The 15,723-nt window shown below is 60.9% G+C and carries 12 protein-coding genes; 9 read left to right on the plus strand and 3 right to left on the minus strand.

All coding sequences use genetic code 11. The annotated features are described in order from the left end of the window. The first annotated feature begins 39 nt into the window (after positions 1-39). Both L1K66_RS08795 and L1K66_RS08800 read left to right on the plus strand, forming a co-directional pair. Entirely contained in the window at positions 40-1,359 is a 1,320-nt protein-coding gene (locus L1K66_RS08795) for a mechanosensitive ion channel family protein (RefSeq protein WP_252257528.1), read from the plus strand. Between the two features lie 29 nt (positions 1,360-1,388). Continuing rightward, entirely contained in the window at positions 1,389-2,252 is an 864-nt protein-coding gene (locus L1K66_RS08800; protein ID WP_252257529.1) for a hypothetical protein, read from the plus strand. Positions 2,253-2,273: 21 nt separating this feature from the next. On the opposite strand, the gene L1K66_RS08805 is transcribed toward L1K66_RS08800, so the two are convergent. Together L1K66_RS08805 and L1K66_RS08810 are read right to left on the minus strand one after the other, a co-directional pair. Continuing rightward, entirely contained in the window at positions 2,274-4,067 is a 1,794-nt protein-coding gene (locus tag L1K66_RS08805) for a DEAD/DEAH box helicase (RefSeq protein WP_252257530.1), read from the minus strand. 321 nt (positions 4,068-4,388) lie between these two features. Continuing rightward, entirely contained in the window at positions 4,389-5,072 is a 684-nt protein-coding gene (locus L1K66_RS08810) for an SDR family NAD(P)-dependent oxidoreductase (RefSeq protein ID WP_252257531.1), read from the minus strand. Between the two features lie 78 nt (positions 5,073-5,150). On the opposite strand from L1K66_RS08810, the gene L1K66_RS08815 reads away from it, so the two are divergent. Beyond that, the gene (locus tag L1K66_RS08815; RefSeq protein ID WP_252257532.1) at positions 5,151-6,815 is read left to right on the plus strand and encodes an acyl-CoA dehydrogenase family protein; all 1,665 of its coding nucleotides are present in this window, start codon (positions 5,151-5,153) and stop codon (positions 6,813-6,815) included. Here the strand turns inward: L1K66_RS08815 and L1K66_RS08820 are convergent. After that, positions 6,812-7,603 carry an enoyl-CoA hydratase-related protein gene (locus L1K66_RS08820; RefSeq protein WP_034953659.1) on the minus strand — a complete coding sequence of 264 codons (792 nt, stop codon included), beginning with the start codon at positions 7,601-7,603 and terminating at the stop codon, positions 6,812-6,814. The two genes, L1K66_RS08815 and L1K66_RS08820, sit on opposite strands and share 4 nt — an antisense overlap. Before the next feature lie 179 nt (positions 7,604-7,782). Here L1K66_RS08820 and L1K66_RS08825 point away from each other — a divergent pair, with 179 nt between their 5' ends. The 6 genes from L1K66_RS08825 (at position 7,783) to L1K66_RS08850 (ending at position 15,666) form a co-directional block, all read left to right on the plus strand. Beyond that, the gene (locus L1K66_RS08825) at positions 7,783-11,340 is read left to right on the plus strand and encodes a hydantoinase B/oxoprolinase family protein (RefSeq protein WP_252257533.1); all 3,558 of its coding nucleotides are present in this window, start codon (positions 7,783-7,785) and stop codon (positions 11,338-11,340) included. Next, positions 11,337-12,008, plus strand: coding sequence for a DUF969 domain-containing protein (locus tag L1K66_RS08830; RefSeq protein WP_252257534.1), 672 nt, complete (start codon positions 11,337-11,339; stop codon positions 12,006-12,008). The genes L1K66_RS08825 and L1K66_RS08830 overlap by 4 nt, the downstream gene beginning before the upstream one ends. Further along, positions 12,005-12,955, plus strand: a complete 951-nt coding sequence (locus L1K66_RS08835; protein ID WP_252257535.1) for a DUF979 domain-containing protein — start codon at positions 12,005-12,007, stop codon at positions 12,953-12,955. Before L1K66_RS08830 ends, L1K66_RS08835 begins: the two co-directional genes overlap by 4 nt. Then, the gene (locus L1K66_RS08840; RefSeq protein WP_252257536.1) at positions 12,946-13,938 is read left to right on the plus strand and encodes a DUF2891 domain-containing protein; all 993 of its coding nucleotides are present in this window, start codon (positions 12,946-12,948) and stop codon (positions 13,936-13,938) included. Before L1K66_RS08835 ends, L1K66_RS08840 begins: the two co-directional genes overlap by 10 nt. Positions 13,939-14,180: 242 nt before the next feature. Next, positions 14,181-15,161 carry a hypothetical protein gene (locus L1K66_RS08845; protein WP_252257537.1) on the plus strand — a complete coding sequence of 327 codons (981 nt, stop codon included), beginning with the start codon at positions 14,181-14,183 and terminating at the stop codon, positions 15,159-15,161. A 25-nt stretch (positions 15,162-15,186) separates the two neighbouring features. Further along, positions 15,187-15,666 (plus strand): hypothetical protein, encoded by a 480-nt coding sequence (locus tag L1K66_RS08850; protein WP_252257538.1) that lies wholly within the window; start codon positions 15,187-15,189, stop codon positions 15,664-15,666. The last annotated feature ends 57 nt before the right edge of the window (positions 15,667-15,723 follow it).

Genomic DNA, 15,723 nt, shown 5'->3' on the forward strand with positions numbered 1-15,723 from the left:
CCTGCTCATTCAAGATTCATGATGCTTCGGAGCTTTCAAATGCGCTTTCTGAGACTGGTGCTGGCAATGGCAGGCCTCATGATGGCTTTGTTTCATCCCGCGATCCAGGCGCAGACACCAGCAGCGGAAAGCCCGCAAGCTGAGGCAGCCGAACCCGACCCCGCGATTCATTGGGAAGGGCGCATTACGAATCCTTCGATCTCGACGGCAGAACTGTCTCACTTGCTCGTCCCACTGACCAAGCAGCAGCTTGAGTCCGTCAGCGGTGAGTGGCTCAAGATTGTCCAGGACAAGACCAGCGAAATATCCCTGCTTCAAGCAGAGCGGGTCCGGAATCCCGCCGAGGTTCGGGACGAACGGGTTAATCGGATCGTTTCATTGGTTGAACAGCGGGCAAGGTTACTGGAGCGATACACTCTTGTCGTGGACTCGCTAGAGCGTAAAGGCGGCGACGAAGCCTTGGTGAACGAACTGCGAGCGTATCGCTCGAGCATTCTCTACGAAGAGACCTCACTCGCCAGCGCAGGTGCGCTTGCAGGCTCGTTGCTGGCATGGCTGGGCAGGCGTGACGGCGGAATTGCCGTGTTGCTCAGCATCTCGGTCGCGATCATCGCATTGGGCGCGATCATTTTTGTCGCTCGTTTGGCAAGGGGTGGTGCTCGGTTCTGGATCGGTCGGAGAACCTCCCTGTCAAAACTCCTGCAGAACTTTCTGGTTGGAGCCTTCTATTGGCTGTTCATACTGCTCGGCCTGCTCGTCGTCCTTTCCGCCATCGACATTGATATCACGCCATTGTTTGCGGTTATTGGGGGGGCGTCCTTCATCCTCGCATTCGCATTTCAGGACACGCTCGGCAATCTGGCTAGCGGGTTGATGATCATGATCAACCAACCTTTCGACGAAGGAGACTTCATCGAAGTCGGCGGGGTCGCGGGAACGGTCCAGAAGGTAAGCATCGTAGGCACGACGATCGCGACGCCCGATAACAAGATCATTGTCGTGCCTAACAAGAATGTCTGGGGCAATGTGATCGTCAATGCTTCTGCCAGCGACATTCGCCGGGTCGATCTGACATTCGGAGCCTCTTATGATGACCCGATTCAAGCTGTTCTGGAAACAATAAACGGTGTGGTTTCGGCTCATCCGAAAGTCCTCGAAGACCCTGCGCCGCAAGTGCAAGCCAACGAATTGTCGGCCAGCTCGGTCAATTATATTTGCAGGCCCTGGGTGCGATCCGACGACTACATTGATGTCTATTGGGATTTGACCCGGCAGGTGAAAGAGGCGTTCGACAAGAACGGCCTGTCTATGCCTTATCCGCAGCAGGATGTGCATTTGAAGCATGTACCTGCGAACTGAATTCGAAACTCACTCTTGAGAGCGCGGGCATGACGCTGCGAACACTTGCAAAGACCATTGCTGCCATAGCCCTCGCAGCGTCTGCGTCAGCTTTTCCGGGTGCTGCGGTGGCTCAGGAATTGGACGACCCAGCCGATAATGAGAATCCCCAGACAGCGCCTGGTGTAAACCCCAAGGACAACATCACCAAAGCAGAGGTCATTTTCCAACATGACAACCTCGAAAATGGGGTGAGCGTCACGACAATGGCTTTGAAATACGACATCGCCTTCGATGCCAATTGGGGCGCCAACATCGAGATGCCGATAAGCAATCTACGTGGCCCAGTCCCACCGGTCACCTCCCGAGGTGGCCCTGCGCTATTGGTTGAAGACACCGAACGACCGGTCACGGGCTCGCCAGGCGCTACTTTCGACGCGTTCGGGATCGGCGATCTCAGACTTCGCAGCCGCAATGTCAGGACGTACGGTCGGGTATCAGTGCTGTCGGCAGTCGAGCTGGTGGTGCCCACCGCCACCGATGACCTCATTGGAACGGGTAAATGGCAAATCAACCCGGTCGTTGGTGCCGTCTACGCCTTCGATCAGCAGACTTTCGCGTTTGCGGGTTACAAACACTATTTCTCGATTGCGGGCGACGATCAGCGAGAAGACATCAACCGAAGCGAAGGCCAAGCGCTGTTCGCAAGGCTTTTCACAAATGCGACTTGGGTCCTGGGGGACATAAAATATTCGAAGTCCCACACGGGCCTTGAAGCTGAAACACTGGACCTAGAAGGCGAATACGGCACCATGCTGTCGCGTTCTGTTGCCTTGTCCGGACGGGTGGGAACCTCGTTCCTGGACTCGCAACGTCAATTCGGGCTTTCGCTGAATCTGCGAAAGATTTTCTAACGCTACCACCTGCCCAAAGGGTCAGACCCGCTTGGAGCGGCCAAAGGTGCCTGAGCCCTTCTTGGGGCGTTTGGGCCTATTGTCCTGCTTTCGCTCTTTCTTGTCGAACTTCTTGAAACGTGGTTTTGCTTTGACCCGTGGTGCGTCCTGTTCGTCACGCGGTTTGAAGCGGCGGCGATTGTCCTTTGCCATATCGCGTGGCCCGCCATTTGAGGGTTCAATCAAAACTGGCTCTTCGTCGCCTTCCCCTCGCGCTTGTGCGGTCCTTACGGTCGCTTCGGCGAACTTGTCGGCAATGGCACGGGGTATCTGGAAGAAGGTTTCGTTCTGCCCAATCCGGATCGCCCCGATTTCGTTGCGAGTGATATGCCCACGTCGGCACAGCAGCGGCAGGATCCAGCGAGGGTCTGCGTTGTCGCGTCGGCCGATGTCCATCCGGAACCAGACGACATCCTCGAAACCGGCGCGGTGCTTCTCCTTTTGTGCCTCGCGCCGGGCATCGGGCGTGTTCGCGATCAATTCTTCGGGTTCGGGCAAGTTGGCACGGTGGGCCTGCACCAGCATAGCCGCAATCTGCTCCGGCGTGCGCTCTGCCAAAAGCCGGTCCGCCAGTTCCCGGTCTCCGTCCTCGACTTCGATCGGCTGAAGCAGCTTTTCAAGCAAACGTTCGCGGTCGCGCGACTTGATCGCGTCGCGATCTGGCGCGTCGGTCCATTCCGCCTTGATCTTGGCATGGTGGAGCATCGATTCCACTCGACGGCGCCTGGAGAAAGGCACGATCAAGACGGCGGTGCCTTTCTTGCCTGCGCGACCTGTGCGGCCTGAGCGATGCTGCAGTGCTTCGGCATCACGAGGCAATTCGACGTGGATGACCAGGCTGAGGGAGGGAAGGTCGATCCCACGGGCCGCGACATCGGTAGCCACGCACACCCTCGCTCGCCTATCGCGCAAGGCCTGCAACGCATGGTTGCGCTCCGATTGCGAATGCTCACCCGAAAGCGCGACGACAGCAAAACCGCGTTCCTGCAAGGTTGAATGCAGGTGCCGGACTTTTTCACGGGTCGCGCAAAAAAGGATCGCCGTTTCCGCCTCGTGGAAGCGCAGCAGGTTTACCACTGCATTCTCTATCTCGGGCGGGGACACGGTGACGGCCTGATATGAGATGTCGCCGTGGCCAACTCCTTCGGAAATCGTGGCAATCCTAAGCGCATCGCTCTGATAGCGGCGGGCGAGGGTTTCGATAGGGCGAGCGATTGTGGCCGAAAACAACAATGTCCGGCGGGTGGCCGGGGCCGCATCGAGAATTTCCTCAAGCTCCTCGCGAAAGCCCATGTCGAGCATTTCGTCGGCTTCATCGAGGACCACGGCCCTGAGATCCGAGAGATCCAGCGCACCCCGCTCCAGGTGATCGCGCAGCCTACCCGGTGTCCCGACAACGATGGTCGCGCCCGAGCGCAGCACCTTGCGTTCCTGCTGCGGGTTCATGCCGCCCACGCAGGTGGCAACACGGCCGCCGGCCTTGCCATAAAGCCACGCCAGTTCGCGGCTAACCTGCAGCGCAAGCTCGCGCGTTGGCGCGATTATGAGTGCGAGTGGACGCTCCGAGAATGCGATTGTGTCGCTCTCGCCCAGAATGTCCTTGGCCATGGCGATACCGAAAGCGATCGTTTTGCCGGAACCGGTCTGCGCCGAAACCAGCAGATCTCGCCCTTCAGCATCAGGCTGCATCACCGCCGATTGCACCGGAGTTGCGCTGGAATAGCCACGCTCGACAAGAGCAGCCTCAAGGGCTGCGGGTAGGGGGGGGAAGTTCATTCTTGAGGGCCTGTAGAAAGAGAGAGCCGTCACGATCTGGCGACTTACAGAGTCACCGGAATTCAGCGTGGCAAGGCGCATCGTGTTTGCGCTTTTGTGGCCCCTTAGACTGCAAAACGGGTTTTGGCTCGCAAAAAAGCTGTCGTGCGTCGATCGGATTGTTCTGACGCAATGGCGCTCGGCTTTTCGCGCGCTGCCGGACGGCGGCGACTCAGGGGCCTAGCCGCATAGCATCGCGCTGGATTGATGTAGCCAATTCGGAGGGAAGTCCGGCATTACCGCCAAACCGGATGCAGAACGCGCCTGATCTAGGTTGTCGCGTTAGTCGCCGCGCCCACGCGAAACCTTGATCGACTCCCCGGTAATTGATCGCGCCGCATCCGAGGCGAGGAAGGCGATCACACTCGCAATATCGGCGGCGCGAACCCAGCCGGACGTATCGGCGTCGGGCATGTCGGCGCGATTTGTCGGAGTGTCGATAATGGTTGGCAAGACGGCGTTGACGGTGATGTCCTCGCCAGCCAGTTCGGCGGCGAGGCTTTCGGTCAGCCGTGCAACGGCGGCCTTGGACGCGGCATAGGCACCCATGCCGGCATCCGCTTTTGCTGCGGCAGCCGCCCCGATATTGATGATGGCCGCACCCGGTTGGCTGATGAGGTTGGGCACGCAGGTCTTGCACATCGTAACCGCAGTCAGAGCATTCATGCGGAACATGCGCTCCCACGTGTCCGGGCCCCCATCATCGAGCGTTTCCCAAACGAAGCCCCCGGCAATGTTCACCAGAACGCTTGGCGCGCCCAATGCTTGGGTCACTTGCTCCAGCGCCGCCTTCGCGGCCTCGGCATCGCTGAGATCGACCCCGCCGATGTGATGCGCCGGGGAACCTGCCGGAGCAGGCGCGTAATCGATCCGTGCCACCTTATCGCCCAGCGCCTCGAAATGATCGGCGACCGCGCTGCCGAGATGTCCGAATGCTCCGGTGACGATGATGGTGCGCGCGGTCATGAAAGGGCTCCTGTATTCATAAATTTGGCAGTGGGAATTCGGTTCAGTTCGCCGCGCTGTCAAGCTAGTGCATTGGCCATGAACGAGTGGATCATCCTTGGACGAGAGGCCTGCAGCGCTGCTCAGACCTATTGCAGCGCCGCCCGCATCGCAACCGCACGCGTGGTTGCCCCCGAAGGCAAACCATCGGCGCAGTTGATGGAACAGCACCAAAGGATGGTGCACGGTCTTGCATGGATCGAGACGAGCGTTGCCGCGCTTGAATCGCTGGTCGATTGGGCGGCAAGGGCGGCCAAAGGTGGACGCTTTGGCGAAACGGAGGAACTGGTTCTCCGCATCGGCTTTGGTGAATACTGTCACCAGCTGGGCCACGGATTGTCGATGAGCCAGAGCGAGTTCGTTCGGCCTAATGACCTCGGCATTGAGGAAGCGGCGCGCGATTTCCTGGAAGATTGCGGCGTGTCGCGGTTTCTGACGGAGGGCAACACCGTAGGCACTCGCGCGGCTCTGGCTGCACTGGTGGCGGATGGGGCGCGCCCCGACGAATGCTTCGATGACGAAACGCTCGATCTGATCCGCGAGCAGTTCCGCGCCTTTACCAGGGATCGCATCGCGCCCCACGCGCATCAATGGCACCTTGCCGATGCTTTGATCCCGATCGAGATTGTCGAGGAGATGGCCAAACTCGGCGTGTTCGGCGTGTGTATCGCGGAGGAATATGGCGGCCTCGGCCTTGGCAAGACCGCCATGTGCCTTGTTTCGGAAGAGCTTTCACGCGGGTGGATTTGCGCAGGGTCGCTTGGCACGCGCTCGGAAATCGCGAGCGAGCTGATCGGCGAAAACGGGACTGAGAAGCAAAAGGCGCGCTATCTTCCGCGAATAGCCGACGGTTCGATCCTGCCGACTGCGGTCTTTACCGAACCCGATACCGGCTCCGATCTCGCCTCTGTCAGCACCAGAGCCGTCAGGCAGGATGACGGCAGCTGGCGCATAAACGGCGCAAAGACCTGGATCACCCATGCCGCCCGGGCCGATCTGATGACGGTGCTTTGCCGCACTGATCCCGATGTGCCGGGATATGGCGGGCTGTCGATGTTGCTGGCTGAAAAGACACGCGGCAGCGATGTCGATCCCTTCCCTGACGATGGTATCGACGGTAGCGAGATCGAGGTGCTCGGCTATCGCGGCATGAAGGAATATGCGCTCGCATTCGACGGGTTCGCAGTCGATGCCGCTGGCTTGCTCGGAGCAAGGGAGGGGCAGGGCTTCAAGCAGTTGATGCGCACTTTCGAGGGCGCCCGTATTCAGACAGCCGCGCGGGCTATCGGTGTCGCATGGAACGGTTTTGATCTCGCGCTGAAATATGCGTTGGACCGAAAGCAGTTCGGCAAGAACCTGATCGCCTTTCCGCGTGTCGCAGACAAGCTGGCGATGATGGTGACCGAAACCGTACTCGCGCGCGAGCTGACATATTCAGCCGCGCGGGACAAGGATCGCGGCGAACGGTGCGATATCGAAGCGGGAATGGCAAAGCTGCTGGCCGCGCGGGTCGCATGGAGCAATGCGGACAATGCGCTACAAATCCATGGCGGCAATGGTTATGCGCTGGAGTATGAAATCAGCAGGGTGCTGTGCGATGCCCGCATTCTCAACATCTTCGAAGGTGCGGGCGAGATTCAGGCGCAAGTGATCGGGCGCGGCCTGCTGCTGGAAGAACAGGCCGCGCGCGCGAATTCGAATTAGCAGCCCTTGAAGACAGGCTTGCGCTTTTCGAGGAAAGACAGGCCACCCTCGCGGGCATCCTGCGTCGAACCTGCAATGCGTTGGCCATCAGCTTCCAGCATCAGCGCTGTGTTGAGATCACTCTGCAATCCGTTCCGGACATTCGCCTTCATCCGTGCGAGGGCGACCGTCGGGCCGGCGGCGAGCCTCTCAGCAAGCGCGCGGGCTTCGGCGGCCAGCGCGTCATCTTCCACGCATTTGTAGATCAGGCCGATCCGTTCGGCTTCTTCCCCGTGGATGCGTTCGCCCAGCATCATCATGCGGGTCGCCTGTGCCAGCCCGGCGAGGCGGGGGAGGATCCAGCTTGATCCGCCGTCGGGAACCAGCCCGATATTGACGAAGGCCTGAAGGAAATAGCCGCTCTTGCCAGCGAGGACGAAGTCGCCTGCCAGCGCGATCGAGCAGCCGATACCCGCAGCCGGGCCATTTACGGCGGTGACCACCGGGATCGGCAGGTTCCAGAGCGCAGCCATCATCGGGTTGTAGCTCTGCTGAAGTACGGTGTACGAGCGATCACCGCCCGAGGTGGCGGAATCCTCGCCGCGTCCGCCAGCCAGATCGGCGCCGGAGCAGAAAGCGCGGCCTTCACCCCTGATCAACAATGCGCGGGCATCGCCAAGATCGCGAATGGCAGCGAAAATCTCGTCCGCCATGGCCGGGGGGCATGCGTTCAGGCGCTCCGGACGGTTAAGGGTGAGGATCGCGACATCGCCTTCGCGTTCCAGCTTGATCGTTTCGTATTGCGCCATGTGTCTCTCTCCAGTTCTCGGTAACTCTTGCGCATGCACACAGCCAAAAGCGCGGGCGAAAGCAACCTCTCAATTTGCAGGTGTGGCCGAACTCCACGGTCCAATTGACGCGGAGCGATACGGTTGCGATGAGCTTGGGCCATGATCCGCAGCTCGCATAACCGATGGCACCCTGACGCATGAGCGGCTGGCGTTTTGCGATCGACCGGGGCGGAACCTTCACCGATGTCGTGGCGATTACGCCCGATGGCGAACTGGTCACGGACAAGCTGCTGTCCGAAAATCCGGAACACTATGCTGATGCCGCGAGCGAGGCCGTTCGCCGATTGATGGAGCGTCACGGGGCCGGGCCTGTCGAGGAATTGCGGATCGGCACCACGGTCGCCACCAATGCCTTGCTGGAGCGCAAAGGCGAACGCGTCGCGCTGGCGATCACCCGCGGGTTTGCCGACGCGCTGAGGATCGGGACGCAGGCCCGGCCTGAGATATTTGCAAGGCATATCCTGTTGCCCGAACAATTGCCGAGCGCTGTCGTGGAGATTGACGAAAGGGTCGATGTCCACGGCAATGTGCTGGTGCCGCTGGATGAGGTCGCTGCACGTGATCAGTTTCGCCAGCTGCGTGCGGATGGCTTCGATGCGATTGCGATCATCTCGCTCCACTGCTGGAAATACCGTGATCATGAGGCACGCCTGGCCCGTATCGCTGACGAAGCAGGATTTGCGCAAATCAGTGTCAGCCACGAAGTCGCGCCGTTGATCAAGCTGATCCCGCGCGGCGATACGACGGTGGTGGACGCCTATCTGTCCCCCGTTCTGCGCCGCTACACCGACACGCTGCGCGCCGAATTGCCCGAGGCCGGGCGGTTGCGGTTCATGCAGTCCAACGGGGGGCTTGCCGAAGTCGGCGCGTTTCGCGGAAAGGATGCGATCCTCTCCGGCCCCGCTGGCGGTGTGGTGGGGATGGTGGCTGCCTGCGCGCCTTTGGGGCATGATCGGCTGATCGGCTTCGACATGGGCGGCACGAGCACCGATGTCGCGCATTATGCCGGGCGCTACGAGCTCACCGGAGACAGCGTTGTAGCAGGGGTGCGGGTGGCCGCGCCGATGATGAAGATCCACACCGTAGCCGCAGGGGGAGGGTCGATCTGCAGTTTTGACGGATCACGCTTTCGCGTCGGTCCCGAAAGTGCGGGCGCCGATCCCGGCCCTGCCTGTTATCGCAAGGGCGGGCCGCTGACGGTCACCGATTGCAACCTTTTCCTCGGCCGGATCGACCCTGCATTCTTCCCGCCGGTCTTCGGCCCCCATGCCGACCAACCGCTTGACCCGGAAGCATCGCGCGCCGCGCTCGAAGCGGTGGCGGCGCGATTGCCCGAAGCGAAAACGCTGGAGGAGATCGCCGAGGGCTTCCTCGCCATTGCGGTCGACAACATGGCCAATGCGATCCGCAAGATATCGGTTGCGCGCGGTCACGATGTGACGACCTATGCGCTGGCATGTTTCGGCGGCGCAGGGGGGCAGCACGCTTGCCGGGTGGCTGATGAGCTGGGGATGGAGACGGTGCTGGTCCACCCGCTCGCCAGCCTGCTTTCCGCCTTCGGCATCGGCCTCGCCCCGGTAAAGGCCATGCGCGAGGCCAGTGTGGTCCGCCCGCTGGAGGATAGCTTTGCTGCCGCGTTGGAGACGCTCGAACGCAAGGCGCGTGATGACCTGATCATGCAGGGGATCGCCGACAGCGCGATCCGTATCGAAAGCCATGCGAGGCTGCGGTTCGAAGGGAGCGATTCCGTCCTTCCCGTCGTTTGTGGTGAAGCCGCCGCCATGGCCGAAGAATTCCGCCAGCTGCACCGCCAGCGCTTCGGCTATTCCGATGCCGATGCCCGGATCATCGTCGAAGCCTTGAGTGTCGAGGCGATCGGCGATGCCGGAGGGCTGGGCAGACAAACGGTCAAACCCGTTCCTACCGGAAATCAGGCTTCAGGCGCATGGCGCACCATCGAACGCAGCGGGATGCAGTCGGGCGCCACAATCGACGGTCCGGCGCTCATCATTGATCCGGGATCGACCACAGTGGTGGAGCCGGGCTGGGAAGCCCGATTGGCGGACGACGGCAGCCTTGTCCTTTCGCGGGTCGAAGCGGTTCAGCGGGATCGTGCCGCCGGCACTGCGGTCGATCCGGTGCGGCTGGAGATATTCAACAACCTGTTTATGGCGATTGCCGAGGAAATGGGCGTGGTGCTGCAATCCACCGCGACCTCGGTCAATATCAAGGAGCGGCTCGATTTCTCCTGCGCTGTGTTCGACCGGGAAGGCGCGCTGATCGCCAACGCGCCGCATATCCCTGTGCATCTCGGCAGCATGGGCGACAGCATCGCCCGTGTGATCGAGGCACGCGGGGCAGAGCACGGCACGCCCAAAGACGGCAGGGGCTTCCGCCGCGGCGACGCCTATGTCCTGAACGATCCCTATCGCGGCGGCACGCACCTGCCCGATATCACGGTGATTGTGCCTGTGTTCTACAGCGATGAAAGCGCGCAGCCTGACGCCTTTGTTGCCGCGCGCGGCCACCATGCCGACATCGGCGGGATAGCGCCGGGATCAATGCCGCCTGAAAGCCGCACGATCGAGGAGGAGGGCGTGATGATCGACAACCTCCTGATGGTGGACGAAGGCGCGTTTCAGGAAGCTGCCGTGCGCAAGGTGCTGGCCAATGCACGCTATCCGGCGCGCAATCCTGATCGCAACCTGTCCGACCTGCGCGCGCAGCTTGCGGCCTGCACCCGCGGCGCCGAATTGCTGGCTGCGGCCGCCCGCGATCAGGGGACGCAAGTGGTCAGCGCCTATATGGGCCACGTCCTCGACAATGCCGAAGAAAGCGTGCGCCGTCTGCTTGATCGGCTTGAGGATGGTGCATTCACCTATCCGATGGACAACGGGGCCAAAGTCGCGGTCTCTATCCGCATCGATCGGCAGGCGCGTTCGGCGGTGTTCGATTTTACCGGCACCAGCGATCAACTGCCGGACAACTTCAACGCCCCCCGTTCGATCACACGGGCGGCCGCGCTTTATGTCCTGCGCACGCTGATCGACGATGTAATCCCGATGAACGACGGTTGCCTGAGGCCGGTGGACTTGGTCGTGCCCGAAGGCTCTATGCTGAATCCCCGCCCCGGTGCGGCGGTGGTGGCGGGTAATGTCGAAACCAGTCAGGTTGTCACCGATGCCCTGTTCGCAGCAACCGGAAGGCTCGCGCCGTCGCAAGGCACGATGAACAATTTCACCTTCGGTAACGATCAGCACCAATATTACGAAACGATCTGCGGCGGTTCCGGGGCGGGGCCGGATCATGACGGCACCAGCGCGGTGCAAACCCATATGACCAATTCGCGGCTGACCGATCCGGAAATCCTCGAAACGCGCCTGCCCGTTCGGCTGGATCGGTTCGCGATCCGTCACGGCTCGGGCGGGGCGGGGCTGCATCATGGCGGGGACGGAGTGGAACGGCGCGTGACCTTCCTTGAAACGATGCGCGCCAACATGCTTGCCAATCGCAGAGCGATCCCGCCAAGCGGCATTTGTGGCGGCGGCGATGCTGCACCGGGTTGCAACTGGGTGGAGCGTGGCGATGGGTCAATTGAGCAATTGAGCGCGACCGGCTCGGCGGAGATGCAGCCAGGCGACGCATTCGTAATTCTGACGCCGGGGGGCGGCGGTTTCGGGAAGGAGGGGGTATGAATTATTGGCCGCTCTTGGGAATTGCCCTTGTCGTGATCGGCTTTGCCTTGCGGTTCAACCCGCTGCTTGTCGTGGTGACGGCAGCGGTGGCAACCGGATTGCTGGCGGGTTTCGATTTCGTCGCCGTGGTGGAGGCGCTGGGCAAGGCGTTCAACGATAATCGCTATATCTCGGTGACGTGGATCATCCTGCCGGTGATCGGCCTGCTCGAACGGCACGGGTTGCAGCAACGGGCAAGGGCGCTGATCGAAAGCGTGCGCGGGGCGACCATGGGCAAGCTGCTGACGATCTATCTGCTGTTCCGCCAGATCACGGCCGCATTGGGCATGAAGGATATCGGCGGCCACCCGCAGGCGGTGCGTCCGCTGGTGGCGCCGATGGCAGAGGCCGCGGCGGAAAAATCGCACGGCAAGCTGGACGAAGGCGACCGCGAAAAGGTCCTCGCCATGTCTGCAGCGACCGACAATGTCGGGCTATTCTTTGGTGAAGACATTTTCTTCGCTATCGCTTCTATCCTATTGATCCAAGGTGTTTTTGAAAGTTCAGGATACCCACTTACCCCGCTCGAACTTTCGGTCTGGGCAATACCGACAGCGATCTGTGCATTCTTCATCCATTCATGGCGCATCAGGGCGCTGGATCGCCGGTTGGGGAGGGTTCGCCCATGATCACCTATGAATGGCTTTATTGGCTTGCCGGCGCCTTTTTCGCGGTCTGGGCGATCCTCAGCCTACGCGATCAAAGGTCTGGAAATGCTGCATTTTGGGGGATATTGTCGGGCAGTTTCTTCCTTGGTTCACACCTGTCAGATCTCGCCAACGGGATCCTCGTTCTGGCGCTCGTGGGTATTGCGGGACTGGGTGGATTGAACCGCAGTGATCCGGCAACGACGACCCTTCAGGAGCGAGAAACATTATCAAGTAAGCTTGGTAGTAAATTGTTTTTTCCTGCTTTGATTGTTCCCGTCACGGCCGTCGCAGGGACACTGCTCTACAATTATACCCCCTTGTCGGAAACCGGCCTGTTCGAAGCCCGGCGTGAAACACTGATCCTGTTCGGGATCGGTGTCGTGATCGCTTTGGTTGCGGCAATGGTGTGGTTGAAGCCTCCGGTACTTGCTCCGGCTGAGGAAGGGCGCAGGTTGATCGACTCCATCGGTTGGGCAGCGATCCTGCCGCAAATGCTGGCGGCGCTCGGTGCGGTGTTTGCGCTGGCCGGGGTGGGTGACATCATCGGCGGCCTTGCCGGAAGCGCGATCCCTGAAGGCAGCGTCTTTCTCACCGTGGTGGTATTTGCGCTGGGTATGGCACTGTTCACGATGATCATGGGGAATGCCTTTGCGGCCTTCCCGGTGATGGCTGCTGCTATCGGCATTCCGCTGCTGGTGGAAACCTATGGTGGCAATCCGGCGGTGATCGGTGCGGTGGGTATGCTGGCCGGATTTTGCGGAACATTGCTCACGCCCATGGCGGCCAACTTCAACATCGTCCCGGCGGCATTGCTGGAGCTCAAAGACCAGAATGCCGTCATCCGCCAGCAGGTCGGCACGGCCGTCCCGCTGTGGGTGTGTAATGTGGTGATCGTCTATGTGGGGGCGTTCCTGCTGTGGAACTGACTGCCGAAATCGCCGCGAAATTCGCCCGGATCGCGTTGGGCCATGTCGGTCGCGAATATCCCAATTCGCCCGGTCATGTGCTGGGCTGCGATGCCGATGCGCGGACCCCGCGCGAACTCCACCCGGCGTTTTTCGGCAGCTTTGACTGGCACTCCTGCGTGCACAGCTGGTGGCTGTTGCTCACCGTGCGCGGCGGGTTTGCCGGCCTGTCCGAAGCGCGGGAGATCGAAGCGCTGGCGGACGCGACCTTTACCGATGAAAATCTGGCTACAGAACTCGCCTATTTTCAGAGGCCTGAAGCACGAGGTTTCGAAAGACCCTACGGTTGGGGCTGGCTGCTGTACCTCCATCTGGAGGCGAGCAGGCATGGTGACAAACCGTGGGGAGCGCGGCTTGAGCCGCTGGCGCGGGAAATCGCGCAACGATTGCGGGCGTACCTCGCGGTGCTGACCTATCCGATTACGGTTGGCACGCACTTCAACACCGCCTTTGCCCTTTGGCTTGCAGGGAAGTGGGCCGACGCGTTCGATCCTGCGCTACGCGGCGAGATATCCGAATGGGCGGCGCGCCAGTTTGGCAGCAGGTCGGATTATCGCGGGTGGGAGCCGGGGGGCGATGAATTCCTCTCGCCGGTGCTGACAGCGGCGCTGCTGGTGCAGTCTGTGACCCCTGCTGACGAATTCCTGCCGTGGTTCGAAGGTCTGGTGGTCGAAAATGGCTGGCTGGAATGTGAGTGCCATCCCGTTACCGTGTCCGATCGCAGCGACGGCAAGATCGCGCACCTCGATGGCCTCAACCTCAGCCGGGCCTGGTGCCTTTGGGAATTGTCGGCCAGTTGCCGGGGGCGGCCAGAGCTCGAAAATCTCGTGCTGGAACGCGCTCAGACCCACTTCAGCGCCGCTATGCCCCATGTCGCGGGCGACTATATGGGCGAACATTGGTTGGCGAGTTTCGCCCTTCTGGCGCTGCAATCTCGGCCCTGAAACGGCGGAAATGAGTGCGTAATCGTTCCCCGATCAAGCCTCAGGGTCTGACAGTAAGCTGCTGACCGAACGGTAGAATTTCAGCTTTGGATTTAGGGGCTGTTCCAGAAACTCGGCAAGATCTTCGCGAGATTGAGCGATCCTGTTAACCATTGCTTAGAGTAAGAAAACCGCTGATTTTCAGAGGTTTTCCGGCGTTCGCTAACCGCTTGCTAACCATTACTCAGTATCCGCCCCTAAGTATGGATACGCAGACTCTCACTAAATCGCTTTTCGTCACATCCGTTGTGGCGGTGTTCACCATTTCCACGCCTGCCTTGGCGGACGGTGTCAGCGCGGGAACGCTGATCGAGAACACGGCTTCGGCAACCTATGACGATGGGGACACGACCCGCACGGTCGATTCCAATACCGTAACCGTTCGCGTCGACGAATTGCTCGACGTAACCACCACGTCGCTCGACAGCGGCCCGATTGGTGCGCAGCCCGGTGAAGTGGTGTTGACCTATGAGATCACCAACAAGGGCAACGGGCCCGAAGCCTATCTGCTCACAGCCAACCCAACGGTTGCCGGCAATGACTTCGACACCGCCATTGTGGCGGTCGCAATCGATACCAATGGTAACGGCACCTACGATCCGGGTGTCGACGAAATCCTGACCGCCCCACTCACTACGCCTGAACTCGCGGCTGAGGAGGCAATCACTGTTTTCGTTATCGCCACTGTCCCCGACGGTGTGATTGACGGGCAAGCCAGCGAAGTCGAATTGCTCGCCGAAGCCGTCACCGGCACCGGCGCCCCTCGGACCACTTTTGCCGGTCAGGGTGTCGATGGCGGAGATGCGATCGTCGGTTCCACCAGAGCGGCAGCCAGCGCAACCGGTTCGATGATCGTCGGCATCGCGACGGTCGATCTCGACAAGAGCGTCAGCCTGCTTGATCCGTTCGGCGGTACGGGAGCAGTTCCGGGAACGGTCGCCACCTTCACCATTACCGCCACCGTTTCGGGCAGCGGCTCGGTCGACAACTTCGTCGTCACCGACTCCATCCCCGCAGGCACGACCTACGCGGCCGGCACTCTCGCACTGGATGGCGCAGGCCTGACCGATGCCAGCGGCGACGACGCGGGTGAAGCTTCCGATGCTGACGGGATCAGCGTCGACCTCGGCACTGTCGCGGCGGGAAGCGTCCACGAAATCACCTTTGACGTCACGATCGACTGAAATCTGAACTGAGGAAACAAGAGCCATGAATACGTTCAAGAAAATGGTCGCAGCTCTGCTTGTCCTCTCAAGCACTGCTGCCCCTGTCGCTGCATTCGCACAAAGCCCGGTTTCGCTTTCGGGCGATGTGAAAGCGGTCGAAACCACGGTTGACGATGCCGGGAACGAGGTGACCAAGCTCGTCGATCCCGATGTCATCGTACCTGGAGATCGCCTCGTATTCGGCACGGATTACGCCAACAACGGCGCGGAACCGGTTGAAAACTTTGTCGTCACCAACCCGCTGCCCGCGGCTGTGCGCCTTGCGCCCGATGCCGATCCGCAGCTGGTCGTATCGGTCGATGCCGGGAAAAGCTGGGGCGTGCTCGCCTCGCTGACGGTCGCCGGTGAGGACGGCTCCCCCCGTGCCGCTAGCCATGCCGATGTGACGCATGTGCGTTGGACGCTGCCGGTGATCGCGCCGGGCGAAAGCGGACGGCTCGAATATCCGGCGATCATACGCTGATCGCCGCACCTGAGATCTTCCGTCGAAAGACGGTTGGTAACCGCCAAGTCCTGCGGG

The sequence above is a fragment of the Erythrobacter aurantius genome, assembly GCF_023823125.1.
Taxonomy (GTDB): domain Bacteria; phylum Pseudomonadota; class Alphaproteobacteria; order Sphingomonadales; family Sphingomonadaceae; genus Erythrobacter; species Erythrobacter aurantius.